The 25,119-nt window shown below is 63.3% G+C and carries 25 protein-coding genes; 7 read left to right on the forward strand and 18 right to left on the reverse strand.

The genetic code is table 11. From position 1 onward, the window contains the following. Positions 1–3: 3 nt before the first annotated feature. Entirely contained in the window at positions 4–549 is a 546-nt protein-coding gene (locus NKH35_RS01205; RefSeq protein WP_013529989.1) for an adenine phosphoribosyltransferase, read from the forward strand. Positions 550–664: 115 nt separating this feature from the next. On the opposite strand, the gene NKH35_RS01210 is transcribed toward NKH35_RS01205, so the two are convergent. From NKH35_RS01210 to NKH35_RS01240, 7 genes are all read right to left on the reverse strand, one after another. Beyond that, on the reverse strand, positions 665–1,129 hold the full coding sequence (locus NKH35_RS01210) for a MaoC family dehydratase (RefSeq protein WP_352913132.1): 465 nt from the start codon (positions 1,127–1,129) through the stop codon (positions 665–667). After that, positions 1,126–1,587, reverse strand: coding sequence for a MaoC family dehydratase (locus NKH35_RS01215; RefSeq protein WP_023670033.1), 462 nt, complete (start codon positions 1,585–1,587; stop codon positions 1,126–1,128). The genes NKH35_RS01210 and NKH35_RS01215 overlap by 4 nt, the downstream gene beginning before the upstream one ends. A gap of 77 nt (positions 1,588–1,664) precedes the next feature. Next, complete coding sequence (gene corA / locus NKH35_RS01220; protein WP_023806004.1) at positions 1,665–2,639, reverse strand: magnesium/cobalt transporter CorA; 975 nt, start codon at positions 2,637–2,639, stop codon at positions 1,665–1,667. A gap of 202 nt (positions 2,640–2,841) precedes the next feature. Continuing rightward, positions 2,842–3,945 (reverse strand): redox-regulated ATPase YchF, encoded by a 1,104-nt coding sequence (gene ychF, locus NKH35_RS01225; protein ID WP_023806003.1) that lies wholly within the window; start codon positions 3,943–3,945, stop codon positions 2,842–2,844. Positions 3,946–4,040: 95 nt separating this feature from the next. Further along, positions 4,041–4,781 carry an aminoacyl-tRNA hydrolase gene (gene pth / locus NKH35_RS01230; RefSeq protein ID WP_023724958.1) on the reverse strand — a complete coding sequence of 247 codons (741 nt, stop codon included), beginning with the start codon at positions 4,779–4,781 and terminating at the stop codon, positions 4,041–4,043. 21 nt (positions 4,782–4,802) lie between these two features. Then, positions 4,803–5,447, reverse strand: coding sequence for a 50S ribosomal protein L25/general stress protein Ctc (locus NKH35_RS01235; RefSeq protein WP_023686131.1), 645 nt, complete (start codon positions 5,445–5,447; stop codon positions 4,803–4,805). Positions 5,448–5,712: 265 nt separating this feature from the next. Then, entirely contained in the window at positions 5,713–6,945 is a 1,233-nt protein-coding gene (locus NKH35_RS01240) for an ROK family transcriptional regulator (protein WP_245266130.1), read from the reverse strand. A 241-nt stretch (positions 6,946–7,186) separates the two neighbouring features. Here NKH35_RS01240 and NKH35_RS01245 point away from each other — a divergent pair, with 241 nt between their 5' ends. The 4 genes from NKH35_RS01245 to NKH35_RS01260 all read left to right on the forward strand — a co-directional run bounded on the left by NKH35_RS01245 (position 7,187) and on the right by NKH35_RS01260 (position 12,623). Beyond that, positions 7,187–9,748 (forward strand): ATP-binding cassette domain-containing protein, encoded by a 2,562-nt coding sequence (locus tag NKH35_RS01245; protein WP_023831425.1) that lies wholly within the window; start codon positions 7,187–7,189, stop codon positions 9,746–9,748. Beyond that, positions 9,745–10,734, forward strand: a complete 990-nt coding sequence (locus tag NKH35_RS01250) for an ABC transporter permease (protein WP_023831424.1) — start codon at positions 9,745–9,747, stop codon at positions 10,732–10,734. The genes NKH35_RS01245 and NKH35_RS01250 overlap by 4 nt, the downstream gene beginning before the upstream one ends. 46 nt (positions 10,735–10,780) lie before the next feature. Continuing rightward, a complete protein-coding gene (locus tag NKH35_RS01255) occupies positions 10,781–11,782 on the forward strand; it encodes a rhamnose ABC transporter substrate-binding protein (protein WP_023831423.1) in 1,002 nt (333 codons plus the stop codon). Positions 11,783–11,861: 79 nt separating this feature from the next. Further along, the gene (locus NKH35_RS01260) at positions 11,862–12,623 is read left to right on the forward strand and encodes a glutamine amidotransferase (RefSeq protein WP_023831422.1); all 762 of its coding nucleotides are present in this window, start codon (positions 11,862–11,864) and stop codon (positions 12,621–12,623) included. 22 nt (positions 12,624–12,645) lie between these two features. Here the strand turns inward: NKH35_RS01260 and NKH35_RS01265 are convergent, their stop codons facing one another. Then, positions 12,646–13,077 carry a MarR family winged helix-turn-helix transcriptional regulator gene (locus NKH35_RS01265; protein WP_352913135.1) on the reverse strand — a complete coding sequence of 144 codons (432 nt, stop codon included), beginning with the start codon at positions 13,075–13,077 and terminating at the stop codon, positions 12,646–12,648. 150 nt (positions 13,078–13,227) lie between these two features. Between NKH35_RS01265 and NKH35_RS01270 the strand changes: the two genes are divergently transcribed. Further along, the gene (locus tag NKH35_RS01270) at positions 13,228–14,070 is read left to right on the forward strand and encodes an alpha/beta fold hydrolase (RefSeq protein ID WP_352913137.1); all 843 of its coding nucleotides are present in this window, start codon (positions 13,228–13,230) and stop codon (positions 14,068–14,070) included. Positions 14,071–14,168: 98 nt separating this feature from the next. On the opposite strand, the gene NKH35_RS01275 is transcribed toward NKH35_RS01270, so the two are convergent. Both NKH35_RS01275 and NKH35_RS01280 read right to left on the reverse strand, forming a co-directional pair. Beyond that, entirely contained in the window at positions 14,169–15,083 is a 915-nt protein-coding gene (locus NKH35_RS01275; RefSeq protein WP_023711148.1) for an alpha/beta fold hydrolase, read from the reverse strand. 142 nt (positions 15,084–15,225) lie between these two features. Next, the gene (locus tag NKH35_RS01280; RefSeq protein ID WP_352913139.1) at positions 15,226–16,467 is read right to left on the reverse strand and encodes an MFS transporter; all 1,242 of its coding nucleotides are present in this window, start codon (positions 16,465–16,467) and stop codon (positions 15,226–15,228) included. A gap of 202 nt (positions 16,468–16,669) precedes the next feature. Here NKH35_RS01280 and NKH35_RS01285 point away from each other — a divergent pair, with 202 nt between their 5' ends. Beyond that, a complete protein-coding gene (locus tag NKH35_RS01285) occupies positions 16,670–17,542 on the forward strand; it encodes an AraC family transcriptional regulator (protein ID WP_023825359.1) in 873 nt (290 codons plus the stop codon). 36 nt (positions 17,543–17,578) lie between these two features. On the opposite strand, the gene NKH35_RS01290 is transcribed toward NKH35_RS01285, so the two are convergent. From NKH35_RS01290 to lgt, 8 genes are all read right to left on the reverse strand, one after another. Further along, the gene (locus NKH35_RS01290; protein ID WP_352913141.1) at positions 17,579–18,550 is read right to left on the reverse strand and encodes a Bug family tripartite tricarboxylate transporter substrate binding protein; all 972 of its coding nucleotides are present in this window, start codon (positions 18,548–18,550) and stop codon (positions 17,579–17,581) included. A 146-nt stretch (positions 18,551–18,696) separates the two neighbouring features. Beyond that, complete coding sequence (locus NKH35_RS01295; protein WP_352913143.1) at positions 18,697–19,212, reverse strand: hypothetical protein; 516 nt, start codon at positions 19,210–19,212, stop codon at positions 18,697–18,699. A gap of 93 nt (positions 19,213–19,305) precedes the next feature. Beyond that, complete coding sequence (locus NKH35_RS01300) at positions 19,306–20,241, reverse strand: ribose-phosphate pyrophosphokinase (RefSeq protein ID WP_023686119.1); 936 nt, start codon at positions 20,239–20,241, stop codon at positions 19,306–19,308. Positions 20,242–20,382: 141 nt separating this feature from the next. Next, positions 20,383–20,970 carry a hypothetical protein gene (locus NKH35_RS01305; RefSeq protein WP_023737819.1) on the reverse strand — a complete coding sequence of 196 codons (588 nt, stop codon included), beginning with the start codon at positions 20,968–20,970 and terminating at the stop codon, positions 20,383–20,385. A 55-nt stretch (positions 20,971–21,025) separates the two neighbouring features. Continuing rightward, the gene (locus NKH35_RS01310; RefSeq protein WP_023672036.1) at positions 21,026–22,177 is read right to left on the reverse strand and encodes a M24 family metallopeptidase; all 1,152 of its coding nucleotides are present in this window, start codon (positions 22,175–22,177) and stop codon (positions 21,026–21,028) included. Then, the gene (gene pgeF, locus NKH35_RS01315) at positions 22,177–22,971 is read right to left on the reverse strand and encodes a peptidoglycan editing factor PgeF (RefSeq protein WP_023695793.1); all 795 of its coding nucleotides are present in this window, start codon (positions 22,969–22,971) and stop codon (positions 22,177–22,179) included. Before pgeF ends, NKH35_RS01310 begins: the two co-directional genes overlap by 1 nt. Before the next feature lie 151 nt (positions 22,972–23,122). Further along, positions 23,123–24,187: a class I SAM-dependent methyltransferase gene (locus NKH35_RS01320; RefSeq protein ID WP_352913145.1), complete on the reverse strand. Its 1,065-nt coding sequence runs from the start codon at positions 24,185–24,187 to the stop codon at positions 23,123–23,125. Continuing rightward, positions 24,184–25,068, reverse strand: coding sequence for a prolipoprotein diacylglyceryl transferase (gene lgt / locus NKH35_RS01325; RefSeq protein WP_352712019.1), 885 nt, complete (start codon positions 25,066–25,068; stop codon positions 24,184–24,186). The genes NKH35_RS01320 and lgt overlap by 4 nt, the downstream gene beginning before the upstream one ends. Positions 25,069–25,119 lie beyond the last annotated feature (51 nt).

Here is a 25,119-nt window from a genome sequence, read left to right on the forward strand (position 1 = left end):
CCCATGAAATCCTCGCTCGAAGACACGCTGCTCGCCGCGATCCGCACCATTCCGGACTACCCCAAGCCCGGCATCCTGTTTCGCGACATCACCACTTTGCTCGGCAATGCGCGCGCCTTTCGCCGCGCCATCGACGAGCTGGTGCATCCCTATGCCGGGCAGAAGATCGACAAGATCGCCGGCATCGAGGCACGCGGCTTCATCCTCGGCGGTGCGGTCGCGCACCAGCTTTCGGCCGGCTTCGTGCCGATCCGCAAGAAGGGCAAGCTGCCTTACGAGACGGTACGCGTCGCCTACAGCCTGGAATACGGGCTGGACGAGATGGAGATGCACAAGGACGGCGTTGCGCCGGGCGAGAAGGTGATCCTGGTTGACGACCTGATCGCGACCGGCGGCACGGCGGAGGCGGCGGTCAAGCTGCTGAGGCAGATCGGCGCCGATATTCTTGCCGCGTGCTTCGTCATCGACCTGCCGGATCTCGGCGGACGGGCGAAGCTCGAAGCGCTGGGCGTGCCGGTGCGGACGTTGATCGGGTTTGAGGGGCATTAGAGAGTAGGGAGAAGGGAGTAGGGAGTAGGGAGTAGGGAGTAGGGAGGGAAGCTCCGCATTCCGTGCAAGGCGCAGCACCCACTGCTGCCTAATCCCTACTGCCTAAACCCTAGCCCTACCCAGCCTTCACCAGCACCGCGCTGTCGAACTCCAGCACCTTGTCGCCTGCCGAATCGGAACCTTCCGAGCGCAGCGCCAGCAGGCGCCAGCCGGGGCGGGTGGCAAGCGGGCGGTGGGACAGGGCCGTGCGCATGAAGGTGACGGTTTCTCCGGCATAGACCGGCTTTGGCCATTTCAGGTTCCTGAAGCCGGGGGAGGGGCCGAATTCTGGTACCGGGCCGGGTCCGGTCCATTGAGAAGCGTCCATAGGATTTTTGAGATTGAGCTTCATCCACGTGGCCGCGGTGTGCCAGCCTGAGGCGCAGAGGCGGCCGAACACGCTTTTCTTCGCCGCCTCCTCGTCGACATGAAAGACCTGTGGATCGTATTTGCAGGCGAACGCCTTGATCGCCTGGGCTTCGAATGTGTGCGAACCGAGGTTGATGGTATCGCCGATGCGGAAGAACGCGTCGAGGCTCATGCGCCGGCCTCGCGGGTCAAGAACATGACAGTGTTCTCAAGTTCGAAGACGCTTTCACCGCGCTGGTTGAACAGTTCGCTGCGCAAGGTGACGAGGCCGAGCTGAGGCCTGGATTTCGACAGGCGTCTGGCGAGCACGCTGGTGCTGCCGGCCAGCGTGTCGCCGGCCAGCACCGGCTTCTTCCATTTGACCTGGTCGATGCCGGGCGCGCCTTGCGCGGTCGAGTCGAGCAGGAAGGCGTCGCACAGCATGCGCATGAAGATCGCGCAGGTGTGCCAGCCGGAGGCGGCCAAGCCGCCAAGGATGCTGGCCTTGCCGGCGGCTTCGTCGAGATGCATCGGCTGCGGGTCGAATTCGGTGGCGAATTCGATGATTTCGGCCGCACTCACCTGCTTGGCGCCGAGGTCGATCGATGCGCCCTCGGTGAAATCCTCGTAGGCCCAGCTTTTTGCGGTCATGATCCCAATCCGGTTGTCGATCACCGGGCATCCGGATGCCGTCCGGGCGGCGTTTGGTCAAGCGAATTCTATTGGGCCTACAACCAGCCGCGGCGGCGGAAATACCAGAACGGCAGGATCGCCGACAGGATCATCAGGCCGATGGCGAAGGGATAGCCGAGCTCCCATTTCAGCTCCGGGATGATGTCGAAATTCATGCCGTAGATCGAGGCCACCAGCGTCGGCGGCAGGAAGATGACGGCGGCGACCGAGAAGATCTTGATGATGGCGTTCTGCTCGATCGAGATCATGCCCAGCGTGGCGTCGAGAAGGAACGAGATCTTCTGCGACAGGAAGGTGGCGTGGTCGGCGAGCGACAGCACGTCGCGCGACACGGTCTTGATGCGGGCGCGGATGTCCTTGCTCATCTTGATCTGGGTCGCGACATGGGCGAGGAAGCCAGTGAGGCGCTGCAACGAGATCAGGCTGTCGCGGATCGAGGAGGCGATGTCCTCCTTGCGGCCGATGGCCTTGAGCAGTTCCTGGAAATCGCGGTTGCGCTTGTTCACCTTGGTCGAGCGCGCTTCGAAGATATCGCGCGAGATCGTCTCGATGTCGCGGCCGGCGCGTTCGAGAATGTCGGCCAGCCGGTCGACGATCGCCTCCAGCAGGCCGATCAGGATGGTGTTGCCGGTGGTGCAGCCGGTCGCCACCTTCTCGGCGCGCAGCGGAAAGGTCTTGAACGCCTTCGGCTCATGATAGCGGATGGTGACCAGTCTCGGGCCGGCAAGCACAAAGGTAACCGGCGACATCAAGGGATCATCGATTTCGGTCTGCGCCGGCAGGGTGGCGGTCATGAAATAGGCGCCGTCCTCGATGTAGAGGCGGCTCGAAATCTCGATCTCCTCCATCTCCTCGCGCGTCGGGATGGCAACGCCGAGCCAGGTCTCGATCGTCGTTTCTTCTTCCTTGGTCGGGTTGAGAAGGTCGGCCCAGACGACGTGATCGCCATTGGCCACGAGATCGTCGGCGAGGCGCAGGCGATCATTGTCGACGACGAAGGCCTTGATCATCGCCGAATCTCCGTTGGTTGAGCCCAAGAGGTTTCGTTTGATAGCGATGGGTCTTGCACGCTCCGCCGCTCCCACGGGGACGGCCAAGTCGCATGCAAACGGCCATAGACCCGGTGCCAAGGGCAGTCAAGCGACGCGGCATGCCGGCTCTCCACTTGACGAAGCCGTGATCGGCCGCGGTCAGCGCGCCAGCCGCGGCGCCTCAGGTATTGAACTTGAACAGCAGGACATCGCCGTCCTGGACGACATATTCCTTGCCTTCGTCGCGCGCCTTGCCGGCTTCCTTGGCCGCCACTTCGCCGCCTAGCGTGATGTAGTCGTTGTAGGCGATGGTCTGCGCGCGGATGAAGCCGCGCTCGAAATCGGTGTGGATGACGCCGGCCGCCTGCGGGGCCTTGTCGCCCTTGTGGATCGTCCAGGCGCGCGTCTCCTTCGGCCCGGCGGTGAAATAGGTGATGAGATGCAACAGATCGTAGCCGGCGCGGATGACCTTGTTGAGGCCAGGTTCGTCGAGGCCGAGCGAGGACAGGAACTCCATCTCTTCGTCGTCGGAGAGCTGGGCGACTTCGGCCTCGATCGCGGCTGAGATCACCACGGTGCCGGCGCCTTGGGCGGTCGCCATCTTCTCCACCGCCTTGGTGTGCTCATTGCCGGTAGCGGCGTCGGCTTCGGCGACGTTGCAGACATAGAGTACGGGGTGTGAGGTCAAGAGGTTCAGTCCCTGCAGGATGCGCAGGTCTTCCGCTGAAATGCCCTTGAGCAGGATGCGGGTCGGCTTGCCGGCTTGCAGCAGCTCGAGTGCTGCCTCCATCATCGGCAGCACGGTGGTTGCTTCCTTGTCCTTGCTGCCGGCGCGCTTGCGGATCTGCACGATGCGGCGCTCGAGGCTGTCGAGGTCGGCGAGCATCAGCTCGGTCTCGACTGTATCGGCGTCGGCGACAGGGTCGATCTTGCCCTCGACATGGGTGATGTCGTCATCCTCGAAGCAGCGCAGCACATGCACGATGGCGTCGACCTCACGGATGTTGGCGAGGAACTGGTTGCCCAGCCCTTCGCCCTTGGAGGCGCCGCGCACCAGGCCGGCGATGTCGACGAAGGAGATGCGGGTCGGGATGATCTCCTTAGACTTGGCGATTGCGGCGATCTTCTGCAGCCGCGGATCAGGCACCGCCACCTCGCCGGTGTTCGGTTCGATGGTGCAGAACGGATAGTTGGCGGCCTGCGCCGCCGCCGTCCTGGTCAACGCGTTGAAAAGCGTCGACTTGCCGACGTTGGGCAAGCCAACGATGCCGCATTTGAAACCCATGTGTCCGGTCCTATCGGGAAACTAGAAATTTGATGAGGGCTATGGGCGATAGGAGTGAGCAACGTCAAGCCCCGCGGTCCCGATCCTATCGACGCTCAGTCCTTCTTGCCGAACAGTTTCTTCAGCATGGCGGCCATAGGGCCGCTTTCCGGCAGCTTGGCCGGCGCCTGCTGTGGCCGTGCCTGGCGGATGTGGCTTTGAGCTTTCGGGCCCTCAGCCTTCGGCGCCTTTGGCGGCGGCCGGTCGTCGTCGCCGGTTGGCGTTAGTTTGTCGCGCAAGGCCAGCGTCACCCGGTTCATGAAAGAACTGTCGTCGCCCTTGGCCAGCAGCCCGGCATCGTCGGCGATGGTGTCGAGCAGCACGTCCAGCCATTCGCGGTCGGCCTTGGCGAAATCGCCGAGCACATGGGACTGCACCATTTCCCGGACGCCGGGATGGCCGACGCCGATGCGCACGCGGCGAAAGTTCTTGCCGAGATGCTGGTCGAGCGAACGGATGCCGTTGTGTCCGCCGGCGCCACCGCCGACCTTGACCCGCAATTTGCCGGCCGGCAGGTCGATCTCGTCGTAAAAGACGGTCAGCGCCTCGGGGCCGAGCTTGTAGAAGCGCAGGGCTTCGCCGACCGGCTGTCCCGACAGGTTCATGAAGGTCTGCGGCTTGATCAGAAGAATCTTTTCGCCGGCAATCGTGCCTTCGGCGATCAGGCCCTGGAACTTCTTCGACCAGGGCGAAAACGAATGGCGGCGGGCAATTGCGTCCGCCGCCATGAAGCCGACATTGTGCCGGTTATCAGCGTATTTCGCGCCCGGATTGCCGAGGCCTGCAAAGACAAGCATCGTGAACTCCGGGCCCGAAAATTACTTCTCTTCGGCAGCAGGAGCCGCCGCTTCGGGGGCTGCCGCTTCCGCCGTCTCTTCCGTCTCCGGCTTCATCGCCGAGGAGCCGGCAATGGTCGCGATGGTGAAATCGCGATCGGAGATCACCGGCTTGACGCCGGCCGGCAAGGTAACCGCCGAGATGTGGATCGAATCGCCAATGTCGGCGCCGGTGAGATCGACGGTGATGAATTCCGGGATCGCATTGGCCGGGCAGTGGAACTCGACTTCGTGACGCACGATGTTGAGCACGCCGCCGCGCTTGATGCCGGGCGACTTGTCTTCATTGATGAAGTGGACAGGCACGTCGACGTTGACCTCGGTGTCCTTGCCGATGCGCAGGAAGTCGACATGGACCGGGAAATCCTTGACCGGGTCGAGCTGGAAATCCTTGGGCAGAACCTGGATTTTCTTGCCGTCGACATCGATCGTGGCGATCGTGGTCAAAAACCCGCCGCCATGGATCTTGTAGAAGACGTCCTTGTAGTTCAGCGCAATCGCCAGGGGAGGCTGTCTGTCGCCGTAGATAACTGCAGGCACTTTACCGTTGCGGCGAACTGCACGGGCGGACCCCTTACCGACCTGTTCGCGCGCTTCGGCCTTGAGCTCGTAAGTATCGTGGCTCATGGCATTTCCTTTCGCGTTTTATGGAGCGTTTGCGGTGGCAGTGTGCCTGGACCGTAAACGTCGAAAGCCGCCAGGCCTGGATGTCCGAATGCCAGAAACCGCATACGCGGAGCTTTGTTCGGGATCACAAGGGAAGGCAGCCTTCCGCCGCGTTGCCTCCAAGGGTGTCTACGCGGGTGGCGGCTCTATAGCGGAAGGCGGGAAAGGGTGCAAGCCATGGCGGGCAAGGGCGGCCGATGCGTGCGTTGGGCGCGCCGCATTGCGCTCAGGCCGGCAGGTCGGTGGGCGGATTTGATCCGTTTCCCTTGGCGCCACCGAGCGTGGACAGAGCGCTCAGCAGTTTCGTCCGGTCCTTGCCGATCATGAGCACGCCGCTGTCGGGCGCCAGCAGCGCCGAGAACGGAAGCATGGCAGCGCCGATCGAGGAGGCCTCAGGGCCGAATTGCCCCGACACGATCTCCGGCGCCACGATGCCGATTGCGCTGGCCTGGTTGAACTGGGTCTGCACCCTTGCCAGCAGTTCGAGATGGATCGGCCTGGGCAGGATCGAGTCGAGAACGATGGCCTCGATGTCGATGATGGAGGTGATGGCGATGATCGCCTCGACCAGCGCGCTCGCACAATCGTCGATCCATTCGAACAGCGGCACGCGCGCTTCGGGTGGCAACGGATCGAGTTCCCGCACACGATTGATCACCACGCCGCGCGACCTCAGGTGATTGACCAGCACATAGATCGAGGCGCGATGCAGCAGGCTCTGGTAGCGCGCAGGCTTCGCCGCCACCGAATCGAGGCTTGAGGGCGAGACCGGCAAGGGTCCGAGGGCAGCGCTGTTGCCATGCGGCCCGGTATGGACCCTGCCGCCTTGCACTAGGCCGCCGCCGACAAAAGTGTCGATCGAGATGTGCATGAAATCGCGAAAGCGGGCGCCGGCGCCCTGGACAAGTTCGGCCAGCGCCGCCGACGTGGCGTCGTTTTCCACGAACACCGGCGTCTTCGCCGGAGTGGCAAAGCATGTCGTCAGGTCGATCGCCTCCCAGCGGCTGCCGAGATCGTCGGGAAAGCCGAGTTCCTCGCTCCAGCCGCCGAGGAAATAGGGTGAGGCAATGCCGACGCCGACGATGCTGGCATCGCCAAGCCCATCCACCAGCTTTTCGAAGGTGGCCAGCGCCATGTTGCCGGCCTTCAGCACCAAATCAGGATCGGGGAAGCGGTATTCGTGCGACTCTCTTGCGCGGATTTCACCGGCGAAGTCGACCAGAACGGCTTCAAGCGCACGCCGGCCGATCTTGATGCCGACGCTGTAGATGCGCTCCGGCGTCAGCCGGTAAAGCGTGGAGGGCGATCCGCGTTGCCCGAACCTTTTCCCCACTTGCTTTACGAAACCGGAGGATTCCAAGCCGTCGACGATGGCAGCGACCGCCGCCGGCGTCAGGCTTGCCGCGCGCGCCAGATCGGACTTGGACGCTTCCTTGAGGCGGCGGATGGCGTCGAGCACGAAACGCTCATTATAGTGCCGAACTTTGACAGAATTGCTACCTTTCCCTGACAAAACCCGCACTCCCCAAATGTCCCGCTCCCGGCGCGAAGCCCGCAAACCACCTGCGGCCGAGCGCACCCTACGGTGCCTATGTTGGCGGCGACAGTGCGCGTCGGAACCATGGAAGTCAATTTTTGCCGTTGCGCCTTTGCGCTATTTAATATAGCAAATTGAAAAAATAACTAGACCGGGAGGAGACGTGCTGCACTCGGGCACACAAAGCGAAGCCGACGCTGCGGTGGTGCGGGCTGTTCCCGTTGCGCTGGTTCAGGCGGCGAAGGCTTTCGGCGGCACGATTGCGCTCAAGGACGCCTCCTTCGAATTGCGCTCCGGCGAGGTGCTGGCGCTGCTTGGCGAAAACGGCGCCGGCAAGAGCACCTGCGTGAAGCTTCTGGCCGGTGTGCATTCTCCCACCAGCGGTCATGTCGAGGTTGACGGCAAATCAGCCGTCTTCCATTCGCCGCATGACGCGCAAGCGGCCGGCATTGCGGTCATGCACCAGCATCCTGGCCTGTTTCCCGATCTGTCGGTGGCGGAGAACATCTATCTCGGCCACATGCCGCGCGACCGCTTCGGCGGCATCGACAATGCCGCCATGCTGGCCGGCGCCCGCAAGGTGCTGGCCACCGTCGGGCTCGACGTGCCGGCGGCAACGCGGCTGGGAACACTGCGTACCTCTGAACAACAACTGGTCGAGATCGCCCGCGCGCTGTCGCTGGATGCCCGCGTGCTGATCATGGACGAGCCCACGGCCGCATTGTCGCAACGCGAGGTCGAGCGGCTGTTTTCCGTCGTTGCCGATCTCAGGCTGCACGGCGTGGCGATGATGTTCGTCGGCCACCGCATGGATGAAATCTTCCGCATCGCCGACCGCATCGCGGTGCTGCGTGACGGGCGCCTGATCGGCGTCAAGCCGAAAGCCGAGCTTGGCCGCGCTGCCGCCATCAGCATGATGGTCGGCCGCGAAGTCACCGACCTCTATCCCGAACGGCGCCATGCCTCAGACGCGCTGGTGCTGGAGGGGAAGGGACTTTCGCGCGCCGGCGGCTTTACCGGCATCGACCTCAAGCTTCACGCAGGTGAGGTGCTCGGCCTTGGCGGTCTGGTCGGCAGCGGACGCACCGAGATTGCACGCGTGCTGTTTGGCATCGACCGGCCCGACACCGGCGAAATCCTGATCGACGGCAAGCCCGTGCGTTTCGCCTCGGCGCGCGACGCCATGGACGCGCGCATCGCCTATGTCTCGGAAGACCGCATGGGCCAGAGCCTGGTGATGGACTTTTCCATCCTCGACAATGCGGTGCTGCCGGTCCTCGACAAGGCCGCGCCTCGCGGTCTCTACGGCACCGACCGCGCCATCGGTCTGGTGGCGGACTGGCTGAAGCGCATGAAGCTGCGCTTTTCCGGCTATGGGCAGCCGGTGAAAGAGTTATCCGGCGGCAACCAGCAGAAGGTGGTGCTGGCCAAATGGCTGCGCACCGAGCCGCGCTTGCTCATCCTCGACGAGCCGACGCAAGGCATCGATGTCGGTACCAAGGCGGAAGTGCATGCAATGATCGCTGACCTTGCCGCGCAAGGCATGGCGATCCTGCTGATCTCGTCAGAGATGCCCGAGCTGATCGGCATGTGCGACCGCATTATCGTGCTGCGCGAAGGCCGCCAGACTGCCGAGTTTTCGCGCGGGCAAGCCACGCAGGAAAAGGTACTGGAAGCGGCGACCAGGACCGATGAACGTGCCGGCCAGGCAGCGCAGATAGAACGCGCCGCCGAGGAGGAAAAGGCAAAAGGACCGTTCGATTTTCTGAAGCGGCGGGAATTCGGCCTGCTTGCGGCGATGCTCGCCGTCGCCATTCCGGTCACCATCATCAACCCGCGCATGGTGAGCGCGGCGAACCTCACCGCTGTGTCGATGGACGCGGCCTTGCTGATTGTCGCCGCACTGGCGCAGATGCTGGTGCTGATCACCCGCAACATCGACCTGTCGATCGCAGCTGTGATCGGCCTCTCCGCCTATATGGCGGCCAGCATGGTTCAGGCCTATCCCGGATTGGACATCGGCATCGGCCTGATCACCGCCTGCGCGGTCGGCGGCTTTGCCGGACTGCTCAACGGCCTAGTCGTTACCAGGGGAAAGATCCCGGCCATCGTCGTTACGCTGGCTTCGATGTCGATCTTCCGCGGTTTCAACTCGATCTGGGCGGCGGGCGACCAGGTCAGCGCCGACGAAGTCACGCAAGCCTGGCTCGACATGACCGGGCTGAAGATCGCAGGCGTGCCGCTGATCGTCATCATCGCTATTGTCATCCTGTGCGCCGGCTATGTGCTGCTCTATCGCACCGCAACCGGGCGCGAGCTGTTTGCCACCGGCTCCAATCCCGACGGCGCACGGCTGATCGGCATCCCGGTCGACCGGCGCATCCTGCTGGCCTTCGGCATGGCCGGCCTGCTCGGCGGTCTGTGCGGGGCGCTGTGGGCATCGCGCTATGCCACCATCGATGCCCGCGTCGCGCTCGGCTTCGAACTCACGGTGATCGCCTCTGCAGTGGTCGGCGGCGTCGCCATCCGCGGCGGCTCGGGCACGCTGCTCGGCATCATCCTTGGCGCGCTCACTCTCTTGGTCATCAAGAACGGGCTGACGCTGGTGCGTGTCGACCCGCTCTGGCTGCAGGGCGTCTATGGCCTGGTGATCCTGGTTGCCATCGGCATCGACACCTTCATCGTGCGGCGTGCCGAACAGGCAAGACAGGCGAGGGCGAGATGAGAAAGTTTATCCGCTCGATCGACTTCTGGGATCTGCTGCTGGCGACCGCCTGCCTCGCCGTCTTTATCTATGCGGCGGTCTTCGTGCCGAATTTCGTTTCCGGCTTTAACCTTTCTCAGCTGGGGGCGAGCGCCTCGGAAAAGGCGTTGCTGATCCTGCCGATGACGCTGCTCATCATCACCCGCGAGATCGACCTGTCGATCGCCTCGGTGCTGGCGTTGACATCCGTGATTTTTGGCCTGCTTGTCCAGGCCGGCGTGCCGACGCTGGCCGCCATTCCGCTGACGCTCGTCTTCGGCGGCCTGCTCGGCGCCTTCAACGGCTATCTGGTGTCGGGCCTCGGGTTGCAGTCGCTGGTGGTGACGCTCGGCACCATGGCGCTGTATCGGGGCATTGGCTACATCCTGCTCGGCACCGGTTCGGTCAACATATTGCCGCCGGCGGTTGTCGATTTCGGCATCAGCAATCTGCCGGGCACACAAATCCCGTGGACCATCGTGCCGTTCCTGCTGCTGGCGCCGATCTTCGCGGTGGTGCTGCAGAAGACGCCGACCGGCAAGCGCATCTATGCGCTTGGCGGCAGCCCCGAAGTGGCGCGCTATTCCGGCATTGACACGCGCCAAATGGTGCTGAAGCTTTTCGTCGTTTCGGGCCTCGTCGCGGCCATCGCCGGCATCGTCTACACCGCGCGCCTCTCCAACGCCCGCGCCAACAATGCGCTCGGCATGGAGCTCGATGTCATCACCATCGTGCTGCTCGGCGGCGTCAGCGTCTTCGGTGGTAAGGGGCGGCTCACGGGGGTCATGCTGGCGCTGCTGTTGATCGCCATCATCCGAAATGTGCTGGCGCTCAACCAGATCGGCGGCGACGCTCAAGGCATGATCATCGGCCTGCTTCTGATCGGCTCGCTGCTGGTCGGCAATTACTGGCGCTCCCTGGAGGAGCGGCTGTCAAGATCGCGCGTCCTGCGCGAAACCAAGGGGTGATCTCGGGCCCCTTTCTTCAAGCCCGAATTCTGACGGAGGAGACACAATGAAAGCGTTTAGAATAGCCCTGCTCACATCCGCGGTTCTGCTTGCGCCGGCCTCGCTGGCATACAGCCAAGAATGCGCCAAGGAACCTGTAACGGTCGGCTTCCTGCCCAAGCTCGACACCGATCCCTACTTCAAGGTGGCTTTCGGCGGCGCCGAGGAGGCTGCGAAGGAAATTGGCGGCACCGCCACCCAGGTCGCCCCGTCGCAGGCGACGGCCGAGGCACAGATCGAATTCATCAACAGCCTTGTGTCGCAGAAGGTCGGGGTCATCGCTATCGCCGGCAACGACGCCAATGCGGTTGCGCCTGCGCTGAAGCGCGCCGTTCAGCAAGGCGTCCGGGTGATATCGTACGATTCCGACGTCGCGGCCGATGCGCGCGCGGTGTTCGTGAACCAGGTGAAGGGCGACAGTCTGGCCGAAATGATGCTGGAAAGCGCATTCAACCTCAGCGGCGGCGAAGGCGAGTTCGCCATCCTGTCGTCGACGCCGACGGCGACCAACCAGAACGCCTGGATCGACTTCATGAAGGCGAAGATGGCGGCAGAGCCGAAATACGCCAAGATGAAACTGGTGCAGGTCGCCTATGGCGAGGAGAGCGAGCAGGTCAACCAGCAGCAGGCCTTGGCGCTGGTGCAGGCGTTTCCGGATCTCAAGGTGATCATCGTGCCGGCAGGCATTGGCCTTCCGGCGGCCGCGCGCGCACTCGAGGAAGCCGGCATGATCGGCAAGGTCAAGCTGACCGGCCTTGCGCCGGCCACTTTGATTTCGAAATACATCAAGGATGGCTCTGCCCAGGATATCTGGTGGAATGTCACCGATCTCGGCTACCTGACCTATCAGGCGGCCCAGGCGCTGGCGCAGTGCAAGATCACCGGCAAGGAAGGTGAGAAGTTCACGGCGGGCAGGCTCGGCGAATACACGATCGGGGCCAGCGGCGAACTGATCCTTGGCCCGGCCAAGATCGTGACGCCGGAAAACCTGGCCGAGTTTAAGTTCTAAGCCTCCCAAGGCCCGGCGGGCGCCGGTTCAAGCCGGCGCCCGCTCGTTCAATTGTCAGTCGAAAAGCGTGAGGGCGACGATGAAACTCTTGCTGGCAGGCGAGACCTTCGCGGCGACGACCTCGGTCGCCGCCGGCGGCGATGTGCTGACGAGTGCGACGTGGGTAAACGGCGCGACGGCCTTCAATGCCGCACTTGCCGCAGAGGGCATAGCGGTGACGCAGATCGGTGGCGATCGCTGCGCGGCCGAATTTCCGTATGACCTCGACGCGCTGGCCGAATACCAGGCGGTGGTGATCTCCGATGTCGGCGCGCTGACCTTGCTGGTCACGCCGGAGGCCCGCGCCGGGCGCATCGGCGTCAACCGCCTCGACGTCCTCAAGGCCTATGTCGAAAGCGGCGGCGGGCTGATGCTGGCCGGCGGCTATATGGGGTTCCAAGGCATGTTCGGCACGGCGCGTTTCCACGACACCCCGGTCGAGGACGTGCTGCCCGTGCGCTGCCTGCCATTCTCGGACGGGCTGGAAGTGCCGCAAGGCCTGCAGCCGTCGATCCTTCAGGCGTCGCATCCGATCCTTGCCGGTGTCGCGGGTCCGTTGCCGCCGATCCTCGGCATGAACAAACTCGATTTCAGGCGCGACGGCTCGTCCCAGCTTCTGGCGACCTGCCATTATCGTGGCACGGACTGGCCGCTGCTTGCGGTTCGTGAGCATGGCCGTGGCCGCACCGTCGCGTGGGCGACCGACATCGGCCCACACTGGCTGTCGCAGGACTTTTTGGGATGGCCGCTCTACGGCATATTGATGGCCAACATCATGCGCTGGCTGGCCGGCAAGGATTAAGCCTGGCGTGTTTGTAGGGCAGCTAGTCCGGCTTGCTGCTCAACGCTTCGCGCAGCGCCTGGATCCGCCGATTCAAGGCATCGAGATCAGCCATCGTCATGCCCGAGCGTTCGATCAGGGTTTCGTTGAGGCAGTTGCACTGGACGAGCAGCGCGCGGCCGGCAGGCGTCAGGTCGACCTGCACTTGGCGCTCGTCCGTCTGGCTGCGCTGGCGGGTCACGAGACCGGCCTGTTCCATGCGCTTCACCAGCGGCGTGATGGTGCTCGATTCCAAAGCGAGCCTGTGCGCAATCGAGCCGACCGACATCCCACCGGCTTCGGCAAGTGCGTTCAGCACGAGATATTGCGGATAAGTGATGCCCATCTCGTCCAGCATGGGCTTGTAGGTGCGATTGATTGCTATGCTGGTGGCGTAAAGCGTGAAGCAGAGCTGGTTGTCCAACGGGAGAGGCACGAGGCATTCCTTTGCCGACTGAGCACATCAATATGTACCACGAAAAATGATATCGCGATACATATTTTCTGTAGACAAGGATTTGGACCTGCGCTAGTCGTATGGTTATCGCGATATTGATTATCGCGGAAGCAATCAATGGAGAGCGAGATGACCAAGCCCGGCAGCAGCACGATCACCACCAAGGATGGCACCGAAATTTTCTACAAGGATTGGGGAACGGGACAACCCATCGTCTTCCATCACGGCTGGCCGCTGAGCAGCGACGACTGGGACGCCCAGATGCTGTTCTTCCTGTCCAAGGGCTACCGTGTCATTGCCCATGACCGGCGCGGCCATGGCCGCTCGACCCAGACCGATACCGGCAACGAGATGGACACCTACGCCGCCGATGTCGCGGAGCTTGCAGCGCATCTCGACCTCAAGAACGCCATCCATGTCGGCCATTCCACCGGTGGCGGCGAAGTGGCCCGTTATGTCGCGAAGTACGGCTCCGGCGGCCGTGTCGCCAAGGCCGCATTGCTCGGCGCGGTGCCGCCGATCATGCTGAAGACGGCGTCCAATCCCGGCGGCCTGCCGATCGAGGTGTTCGACGGTTTCCGCTCCGCCCAGGCAGCCAACCGCGCCCAGTTTTTCCACGACGTCGCGGCCGGCCCGTTCTACGGCTTCAACCGCCCCGGCGCCCAGGTATCGCAGGCTGTCGTCGAGAATTGGTGGCGCCAGGGCATGATGGGCGGCACCAAGGCGCATTATGATTGCATCAAGACGTTCTCGGAAACCGACTTCACCGACGATCTGAAGGCCATCGACGTGCCGGTGCTGGTCATGCATGGCGACGACGACCAGATCGTTCCGATCACCGACTCCGCGCTGCTGGCTGTCAAGCTCCTCAAGAAGGGCGAGCTCAAGGTCTACAAGGGTTTTCCGCACGGCATGGCGACCACCCACGCCGATGTGATCAACGCCGACCTGCTGGCGTTCTTCAAGGCGTAGAATCGTTCAGTTGAATAGACATCGTCCAGTTGGATAGGCAAGGCACCCGCCGCCGGGCGGGTGCATTTGCTTTCGTCGAAATGTCAGCGGGACAGTGCCTATTTATCGAGAAAACCAGTGATCAGTTTGACGGTGTCGTCGGGGTTTTCCTCCATGATCCAGTGTCCGGAAGCGGGCACGATGCCGCCCGTGACATCGGTCGCAACAAGCCGCAGGAGATCGGCCTGCGTGGTGCCAGCGGATTTTTCACCGCCGACAGCCAGTACCGGCATGGTCAGTTTGCCGCCGGCGGCAAGCATCGCCTGGTTGTCGATCGCGTCCTGGTCAAACGCCTTGAACTGCTCGAAGGCGTCATGCATCGCATGCGGGCGGGCATAGAGTTTGGCGTAGTGCCTGCGCGTCGCCTCGTCGATCTTCTTGGGGTCAGCCGACAACTCGTTGTAGAAGCGGTCGAGATAGATGCGCTCGCGCCCCGCGACCAGCCGCTCCATATCCGGGCCGCGGAAGTTGAAGTGCCAAAGCAGCGGGCTTTGCTTGATCTTTTCCCAGTCGCCTATGCCGGGCAGCGGCGCGTCGATGATAACCCATTTGGTGATGCGCTTGGGATACTGAGCGGCGAGCGCATAGCCGACCATGTTGCCGATGTCGTGGGTGACGAGATCTGCCTTGTCGATCTTCAGGGCATCCAACACGCCGGCGATGTCGACGGCCTGGTTCTTCTTGGCGTAGCCCGCTTCCGGGTGGGCCGACAGACCCATGCCGCGCAGGTCCGGCACGATGACGGTGTGGTCCTTTGCGAGGGCGATGGCCGCGGCGCCCCACATGTCTCCGGTATCGGCAAAGCCGTGCAGCAGCACGACGGCGGGACCCTTGCCGCCAACGCGCACATAGAGTTTGGTGCCGTTGGTTCCGACGGACTGCGTCTTGAAACCCGGCGGAAAGGGAACGATGCGTGCCGTCGCCGGCAAGGTAACAAGAAGCACACCCAATACGGCCAATACGATCTTGCGCATGTCATCCCCCAGAGACGTCGAAGGCCCCAAGCCTTCGTTGATGACTATCTCTAGCAGGCTTTTCAACCAGCGCATGGTGAAAGAATCACAGAGGGCGCAGCAATGCCGCGCCCTGCGTCAAATCCGCAAAATCGACCGGTTTTTATCTGGCCGCCGCTTGCGCCTTCCTGGCTTCCTTCATGTTGGGCAGGAATACCGTCAGCAGGCCGAGCAGCGGCAGATACGAGCAGATCTGGAAGACGAAATCGATGCCCTTCATGTCGGCGACGACGCCGAGCACGGCGGCTGCAATGCCGCCCATGCCGAAGGCGAAGCCGAAGAAGATCCCCGCGATGGTGCCGACACGCCCCGGCACCAACTCCTGCGCAAACACGACGATGTTGGAGAAGGCCGAGGACAGGATCAGGCCGATCAGCACCGTCAGCACCATCGTCCATTCGAAATTGGCGTAGGGCAGCGCCAGCGTGAACGGCAGCACGCCGACGATCGAGAACCAGATCATCGCCTTCTGGCCGTAGCGGTCGCCGAACGGTCCGCCGAGCAGGATGCCCAGCGCCGAGGCGCCGAGGAACAGGAACAGCATGACCTGGCTCATCTGCACCGACACGCCGAACTTATGGATGGAATAGAAGGTGTAGTAGCTGGAGAGCGAGGCGATGTAGGCATTCTTGGTCAGCACCAGCAGCGTCAGGACGATGAGCGCACCCATCACTTTCTTGCGCGGGAAGGGCGAGACGAAGCTTGCCGCCTTGCGATTGCCCTGCGCGGCGCGCATCCGGCTGTACCAGCCGCCGACCCGCGACAAAACGATGATGCCGATCAGAGAACCGACGGCGAACCATGAAATGCTGGTCTGGCCGAAGGGCACGACGATGAAGGCAGCGAGCAGCGGCCCCATCGACTGGCCGAAATTGCCGCCGACCTGGAACAAAGATTGCGCCAGGCCAAAGCGGCCGCCGGAGGCAAAGCGGGCAATGCGCGAGGATTCCGGATGGAAGATCGCCGAGCCGATGCCGATCAGCGAGGCGCCGAACAGAAGCAGCGCATAGTGGCCGGCATAGGCCAGAACGATCAGGCCAATCAGCGAGGACGCCATGCCGTAGGGCAGCGAATAGGGCATTGGCCGCTTGTCGGTGATCATGCCGATGACCGGCTGCAGCAGCGACGCCGTGACCTGGAAGGTGAAGGTCAGAAGACCGATCTGCCAGAAATCGAGACCGTAATTCTCTTTCAGCAGCGGATAGATCGCCGGCAGCAGCGATTGCATGATGTCGTTGATGCCGTGGCAAAAGCTCACCGCCAGAATGACGGTGAAGGCGGTCGCTTGGGCTGAAGGGAGGCTGGCGCTTGGCTGCGGTGCAATGCTGGTGGCTGTATCGGTCAAGGCAGGCTCCGAGGTCTTTTGGCGGGTGTTTGCCCGCGGGCAGGCTTGGTGGCCGCTCCCGCGGACCGCCTTAAGGACGCTCGTCTGAAGCGCATGGGCGACGCCCCCGCGGAGCGCCTTGGGGATGGCTGCCTTATAAGCTGCTTGCGAGGCGACTTCTTTCGTGGTTTGGTCCAATAGTTTCGCAAGTGGGCCATAGCCGATGCCACATCGCAGGGATATCTTCCGGGCCGGCAATGCCGATCTCGGCCGATTGCACGAAAGCCGCTGGCAGTGGCTGGAGGAGGTTTCCGGGCCGGCGGTGGCTTTGCCGACCGAATATCCCGACGGCTACCACGTTCCGCAACACCGCCACAGCCGCAGCCAGTTGCTGCATGCGCTGGTCGGTGTCGTGCTGGTGACGACCAGGTACGGGCGCTGGATGGTGCCACCCGACCACGCAATGTGGATACCGGCCGGCACCGAGCATTCCGTCGAAATGCTGGGCGATGTCTCGATGCGCTCGGTCTATGTCATGCCGGGTGCTATCCCCGGCCTGCCGGAAGGTTTGCGCGTCGTCGGCATCACCGAGCTGATGCACAGCCTGATCGTCGAATCGGAAAAGCTGCCGCAAGGCGGCGAACTGGAAGGCCGCGGCGGGCTGATCATGAACCTGTTGCTGCACGAGATCCCGACCTTGCCGGAACGGCCGCTCGGCCTGCCGTTCCCGTCTGATCCCAGGCTGGCGGCGCTCTGCCGACGCTTCGTGGCGGCGCCGTCGCCGCATGCCACGATCGACGAGTGGGCCGATGCCGCAGGCATGAGCCGGCGCTCCTTCACCCGTGCCTTCCACCGCCAGACCGGACTGTCCTTGTCGACATGGCGCCAGCAGGCCTGCCTGTTCGCGGCACTTCCCAGGCTCGCCGACGGCGAGCCGATCACCAGGGTGGCGCTCGACCTCGGTTATGACAGCGTGCCGGCATTCATAACCATGTTCAAGCGCATGCTCGGCGCCTCGCCGCGCGGCTATATGCGCGGCGCCCGCGACGAAGGCATGCGGCGGGCTCAGCCTCGGCTTGAGGCCCCGGCGCCGTAGCGCCAGGAAAAGCCCGCAGCCACTTTGTCGTAGGCCCTAGTCCAGCTGAACGCCGCTGGCCTTGACGATCGGTTCCCATTTGGCGAGTTCGGCCTTCACATGCGCTCCAAGCTCTTCCGGGGTGGAGGCCACGATCGAGGCGCTGAACTGGGCCATGCGGGCGATCACATCAGGGTCTTTCAGGGCTTCAACTGCCGCCTTCTGAAGAACGGCGACGACCTCCGGCGGCGTGCCTGCGGGCGCGAACAGAGCGTTCCAGCTGTAGGTTTCATAGCCAGGAATGGTTTCGGCAATGGCCGGCACGTCGGGGAAGGAGGGGACGCGCTCCTTGGTGGTAACGCCGAGAGCCCTCAGCGTCCCACTCTTGATATGGCCCGATGAAGAGGGGAGGTTGTCGAACATCATCGGCACCTGATTGCCGATAACGTCGTTCAAGGCCGGTCCGGCGCCCTTGTAGGGAATGTGCTGCATGCTGACGCCGGCCATCGTCTTGAAAAGCTCGCCCGAGAGATGCAGCGGGGTGCCGTTGCCGGATGAGGCATAGGCGTATTTGTCCGGATCCTTCTTCAGCAGCTCGATCAGTTCCTTGACGTCCTTGGCGGGGAATTCAGGGTTCACGACCAGGACGTTCGGCACCAGGACGAGCAACGATACCGGCGCAAAATCCTTCTCCGCATCGTAGGGCTTTGTTTTCAGGATCAGCGGGTTGAGAGCGTGTGTGGCAACCGTGCCCATCAGGATCGTGTAGCCGTCCGGTTCGGCTCGGGCGACCTGGGCAGCGCCGATGCTGCCCCCGGCGCCGCCGACATTTTCGACGACAATCTGCTGGCCCAGCTTTTCGGACATCTTGTTGGCGACCAGGCGCGCGACCAGATCCGTCGAGCCACCGGCGGAAAAGGGGACAACCATGGTGATGGTCCGGTCCGGAAAATCGGCGGCCCAGGCCGCCGGTGCTGAAAGGGTGGCTGCGATGGAAACCGCGAGCCCGAGCAAAGTCCTACGCCGCATCTGCTACTCCTCCGTTGATTGGAGGGGCAGTATGGCCATGGTGAACTCCTCGCACAATGCAACCATGGACTGACTGCCCGCCTCAGGAGATCGGGCTTGACACCGATGCTTCGGTTGGCGTGCGCGAGAACGCCTCACCCCTCAGTTCAATCAGCCTTGGTCCAGCTGAAAACAAGCCATTTGTATCGTGACGTCTCTTCAGGCTCGGCCGTGTAGGTCATCTGCATGTCGCCGCCCTCGGCGTAGATGTCGAGCCTGGGCGCCGTGTCCAGTTCGAGCCACAGGGAATCGTTCTTGAACGACCATGTCCCGCACCAGACGCAAGGCCCCGATGCCGGGTCACCCGGTTGGTAAAAATTGTAGCGGCCGTCCGCCGTGATCTCCAGATAGTCGAAGGCGCCATAAAAGGCGGTCACAGTCTGCTGAAATTCGGTCGCAGCCGCTTCCTGGTCGGGCTTCGCCGGCTCTTTCAGATCACGCGGTGGCCGGATTGCGGACCCTGCGATGCTCCATTTGCCGATGAAATCCTTTTCGGTGGGAAGATATTCCGTTTGCGCCTGCGCGGTCGAAACCGGAGCGATTGTCGGCGCATAGGCCGCGCTGGCGATGCCGATTGCGAGAAGCATTCCTGCGATGCCTGCAGCCTTGATTCGATTGCGCATCAGCTGCGCTCCTTTCACGACGGTTTGGGGCAGATTCCAAAAACGAGATTACCCCCGAGCCAGGCCCGGGGGCACGCTTTCGGGCAACATGGATTAATCGAACAGGCTCGACACGGACTCTTCGGTCGCTGTGCGCGAAATCGCCTCGCCCATCAGGTCGGCGATGGAGATGACGCGGATATTCGGGGCGTCGAGCACGCCTTGCGTCGGCTGGATGGAATCGGTGATCACCAGTTCCTGCAGCTTCGAGCCGCTGATCCGGGCGACCGCACCGCCCGACAGCACGCCGTGGGTGATATAGGCGGTGACGCTGGTAGCGCCGTTGGCGAGCAGCGCATCGGCGGCATTGCACAGCGTGCCGCCGGAATCGACGATGTCGTCGATCAGCAGGCAATCCTTGCCGGCGACCGCGCCGATGATGTTCATCACTTCGGATTCACCGGGACGTTCGCGGCGCTTGTCGACGATGGCCAGTTGTGCGTCGAAGCGTTTGGCGAGCGCGCGGGCGCGCACCACGCCGCCGATGTCGGGCGAGACGACGACGACATTGGCAAGCTGTTTGTATTTTGCCTTCACGTCACGGGCCATCACCGGCACCGAGAACAGATTGTCGGTCGGAATGTCGAAAAAACCCTGGATCTGGCCGGCATGGAGGTCGAGCGTCAAGACGCGGTCCACGCCGGCGCGGGTGATCATGTTGGCGACCAGCTTCGCCGAGATCGGTGTGCGGCCCGAGGCCCGGCGATCCTGCCTGGCGTAACCGAAATATGGGATGACCGCGGTGATGCGCTTGGCCGAGGAGCGCATGAAGGCATCGATCATGATGAGCAGTTCCATCAGATGATCGTTGGTCGGGAACGAGGTCGACTGCAGGATGAAGACATCCTCGCCGCGCACGTTTTCCTGGATTTCGACGAAGATTTCCTGATCGGCGAAGCGTCTGACGCTGGCCTTGCCCAGCGGGACATTGAGATAGCGGGCGACCGCTTCGGCCAGCACCCGGTTGGAATTGCCCGCGAAAAGCTTCATGCACCGTTCCTGGCGAAGGATGGGGAGGTCCTCTTAATCGGGCTTGTAGCGAGCCGTGCCGGTATTGCAAGCCTCGTTGACGGGAATCCGCCGGCTAATCTCAAAAACGTCAACAGTGAACGGAAGCCGGTAACAGGCGGATCAGCCGGCGCTGCCGCCGAGCCAGGCCGCGAACTGGTCGATCGTCTGGTCGGCGATCGCCTGCATGGTAGCGGGTGCAACCGCGGGCCAGCCTTCGGCGGCATTGACCGAGGGCGCCTTCTGCTGGCCATTGATGCGGTGTAGCCGGTTGCCGGCGGGGTCATAGACGTCCCAGACATAGATAACGGTGGTGTCCTTGCCTTCCGTCATCGTCGAGAAGTAGCCCTTCAGCACATGGGTGGCGGCTTGGTCGGCGCTGCCGGCAAGGGTGATGCCGCGCTGCTTGGCGCGTGTCTGCAGTTCGGCCGTCAGCGGCGTTGCCGCTTCCACCGAGGCGCCGACGATCGGCGCGATCTGCAGCCGGGTCTTCGACAAAGCGGCGGCGCTCTGCGCGGGGTTGGCGGGTGTCGTGGCGCCGACGGCCGGCGCTGGTGTGGCGGCGGGCGCAATGCCCGGGGCAGCCAAGGGCTGAGCCGAGGCTGCCGGCGGCGTGATGGCGGACGGCTCAAGGACGTCCTTGGCGTTGGTGCAAGCGGCCAGCACGAGCGCTGCGAGCAATGACACGGTCGTCACATGCGATCGTCTCATCTGCCCGAAAACTCCTTAGTCGCGAACGCCCCCGCGTGGACCAACCATTATGGATTCACTGTACGATCAAGTCGAGATCATGGCGTGAAAGCGGCTTCGGCTGGGATTCGGTGGTCAGGTAGGTGCGGCCAAGCGTCATCGCCGTCTCGGTTTCGGAGTCCATGATGATCATGTGCGCGAACAATGTCATGTTGGGCGCGATCGGCTCGGGATTGCCCTGGTAGAACATCGGCATATCCATCCAGGACGGGGTGAAGCGGGCGCCGACGGAATAGCCGCAGGCGTTCAACCGATGCTTGGTCAGGCTGTGCGCCTCCAGCGTGCGGGCATGCGCGTCGAAGACGTCGCCGAAGGTGTTGCCAGGCGTCATCGCCTTCTCGACCGCCAGAAGAGCCGCGCGGGCGGCGTCGAACAGCTCCTGATGGCGCTTCGACGCCTTGCCGGTCAGCACGGTGCGCATCATCGGCGCGTGATAGTGATGGAACACGCCGGCCCATTCGAGCGTCAGCTGATCGTTCTTGGTCAGCTTGCGGCGCCCGGCCTTGTAGCGGCAGAGCAGCGCGTCGATGCCCGAGCCGATGATGAATTCATTGGCCGGATAGTCGCCGCCGCCGGCAAACACCGCGCCCTGCATGGCGGCAAGGATCAGCGCTTCGTCGCCGCCCTGCTTGATCAGCGGCAGGGCCGCGTCGAGCGCGTCGTCGGAAAGGTTGGCCGCCTTTTCGGCCTTGGCGATTTCAGCCGGGCTCTTGAACAGGCGCAGACGGCCGACAATACCGGAGGCGTCGGCGATCTGGCCGAAGGTCTGCAGCTGCTCGTCGACGCGGCGGCCATTGAAGGCGGTCAGGCCATGGGTGTCGTATTCGACGCCGATGCGGGCGCCAAGGAGATTGAGGTCGTTGAGCAGGTTGCGCAGGTCGATCGCCGGGTTGGCGCCGTCGCGGTCGGTCCACAGCACGATGTTGTCGATGATCGAGGTGTGGCGCGCCTGGCGCAAATCGGCCGAGCGGGTGAGCAGCACCATCGAGCCGTCAGCCTTCACAACCAGGCACTGGAAGAAACAGAAGCCGAACGTGTCGTAGCCGGTTAGCCAGTACATGCTCTCCTGGGCGAAAAGCAGTACAGCATCGAGCTTCTTTTCCGTCATCTCGATCATCAACCGGTCACGCCGGGCGTCAAATTCCGACCGTTCGAAATGCAGCGCCATTATCCGTTCTCCAAAACAATTGCCGAAACCTGCCGACCGTAGTCCGGTTCCTTGCGATGCGTCGCGCGCCGGTAGGAAAAGAAGAGATCCTCCTCGGCATAGGTGCAGCGGCCAAGCCCCTGCGCGGTCACGCCAGCCTTCTTCAGCCGGTCGACCGTATAGAGGTTGAGATCGAACATTGCATGCGCCGGATTGGCCGAAGGCGCGAAATAGCCGATGTTTTCGGCATCGGCTTCGACGAAACGGGCGACGAATTCCGGCCCGACCTCGTAATTGTCGGGGCCGATCGAAGGACCGAGAACCGCAATGATGCGCTCACGGCGGGCGCCGAGGCTTTCCATCGCGGCAATGGTGTTTTCAAGCACACCGGTGAAAGCGCCCTTCCAGCCGGCGTGTGCAGCGCCAATGATGCGCGCTTGCGCATCGGCGAACAGCACCGGGCCGCAATCGGCCGTCGAGGCGCCGATGGCGATGCCCGGCCGGTCGGTGACGATGGCGTCGGCCTTGGGCCGCGGGCCGGGAAAGGGTTCCCTGGCAATAACGACATCGGGCGAGTGGACCTGATGCGCGGTCAGGAGATGGCTGGCCGGCACACCCATCCAGGCAGCGACGCGGCGGCGGTTCTCGGCGACCAGCATCTGATCGTCATCCGAGCCGGTGCCGATGTTAAGTCCCTGATAGATGCCGCCGGAGACGCCGCCGATACGGGTGAAATAGCCATGGCGGATACCTCGCGGCTTGGCCGCTTCCAGCAGCGGCGAGCGAACAGGATCCGGTTTGGTCTGATTCAGCATGGATGGGTTTGTTGTCCGCGCCGGCGTTTTCGTCAAGGCGAAGTTCGGCCGAGTGATTGCGACAGTGCTGCTGCGTCGACTTTGCATTGGCCAAAAGCAGGCATGCGACCACAAGCGACATGGCGGGACGGCTTGTAACGATCTCTGAGGGTCAGACTGGCTGATGCGGCAGGATTTTCAGGATTTTGAACAGCGTGCCCATGCCGTCGGGTCCGGCCAGGCGCTCGACGGCATCGGCAATGGTTTGTCGTGCCTCTTGGCTTGCCTGGCTGCCCAACTGCCCAGCTCGCTCAAGCAATCCCATACCAAGCAGAAAGTCGCCCTGCGTCGCCAATTCCACATCGAGGCCATGCGCCCGCACGACGGCGGCCAGTGCCGCGAAGTCGACATGGGCGGTGAGATCGGCTTCGCCGGGATTGGCCAGCACATCTTCGGGGGCGTGCCTGCGCACGGCCTGCAATGTGTCGCCGAAACCGGGCTGGAGATGGCCGTAATCAGGGAACAGCCCGGCGCCGCCGTGGTCGGCTATGCGTTCGACAATGGTCGCCATCAGTGCCGCGCGGGCCGGTGCTATTTCGAAAATAGAGCCTTGTGGCGCCTCGGCGGCGTCTTCCGGCAGCAGCATCGCCTCGACCGAGCCGGCGCCGGCGAAGAAGCTCAACTCGTCTGAGACATCGAGGCCGATCACCCGTTCGCGCCAGCCGGCGCCGGCGCGGATGAACTGGCGGATCGGCACAGCGTCGAACAATTCGTTGCCGACAATCAGCAACGGCGCCTGCGGTAGTGTGGCGATGGTTTCGTGCCAGCCGAGCTCAACCGAACTTTCGGCAAGCGTCTGCTTCTGGATTTCGGTTAGCCGCGGGCTGGTCTCGACCAGAGCGAAGGACGCTCCGGCGGCGATAGCCGGATCGAGCCGCGTCAGGGTGCGAAGCATGTCCTTCATCAGCGTGCCGCGGCCAGGCCCGATCTCCGCGATGGTGACCGGCAGCGGTCGGCCGATCGCCAGCCAGGCCTGATAGAGCCATACGGCGACGAGTTCGCCGAACATCTGGCTGATCTCGGGTGCGGTGACGAAGTCGCCGGCGGCGCCGAACGGCTCGCGCGTGGTGTAGTAGCCGTCGCTGGGATCGAAAAGGCAGAGCGCCATGTACTTGTTGACGGGGAGGGGCCCGAGCGCGCCGATCAGGTCGACGATGCGGGTCTTCAGCCGTGTCATGCCGGCTGTGGTTGCGGCGCCGGTTTGGCGGTGGCCATCGCCCAGATGCCGGCCAGCACCATCGGCAGCGACAGCACCATGCCCATGGTGAGCCAGCCGCCGAGGAGGTAGCCGAGCTGCTGGTCGGGCTCGCGGAAGAACTCGACGAAGATGCGTGACAGGCCGTAGCCGCAAATGAAGGCGCCGCCGACAAAGCGCGACGTCTTCAGCTTCAGCCGCGAATGGGTGAGGAAGCGCAGGACCAGGAACAGCACCGCGCCCTCGAGCAGCGCTTCGTAGAGCTGGCTCGGATGGCGAGGCTCCAGGCCCGCGACACAACCCGCCACGGTCTGCTGGAGACGCTCGTTGCAGAAGACGACGCCCCACGACACGTCGGTCACGCGACCCCAGAGTTCGGCATTGACGAAGTTCGCGATGCGGACGAGGCCGAGCCCGACCGGCACGCCGGCTGCCACCACGTCGAACAGCGTCCAGGTGCGGATGCCGCGCTTGAGGGAAAACAGCGTCATGGCGAGGATGACGCCAAGCAGGCCGCCATGGAACGACATGCCGCCCTGCCAGACGGCGAAGATGTCGAGCGGGTGGTCGATATAGCGCTTTAAATCGTAGAACAGCACATAGCCGGTGCGGCCGCCAAGCACGACGCCGACGGCAGCCCAGACGATGAAATCGTCGAGGTCGATCGGCTTCATCGGCAAGACGCCATCAGGCCACAGCCTTGTGTTGGTGATGAGCCGCTTGGCGTACCACCAGGCGAACAGGATGCCGACGATATAGCCGATGCCGTACCAGTGCACCGCCAGCGGGCCGATCTGAACCAGGATCGGGTCGATGTTGGGGAAGGACAGCGACGCCATCGGCAGCAGGAAATAGTCGTTCAACAGGATCTCCCGGGAGGGCTCGCGTTAGGGCGCGGACCATGCGGCAGGGTT

This window comes from Mesorhizobium sp. M1143, assembly GCF_040318435.1.
Taxonomy (GTDB): domain Bacteria; phylum Pseudomonadota; class Alphaproteobacteria; order Rhizobiales; family Rhizobiaceae; genus Mesorhizobium.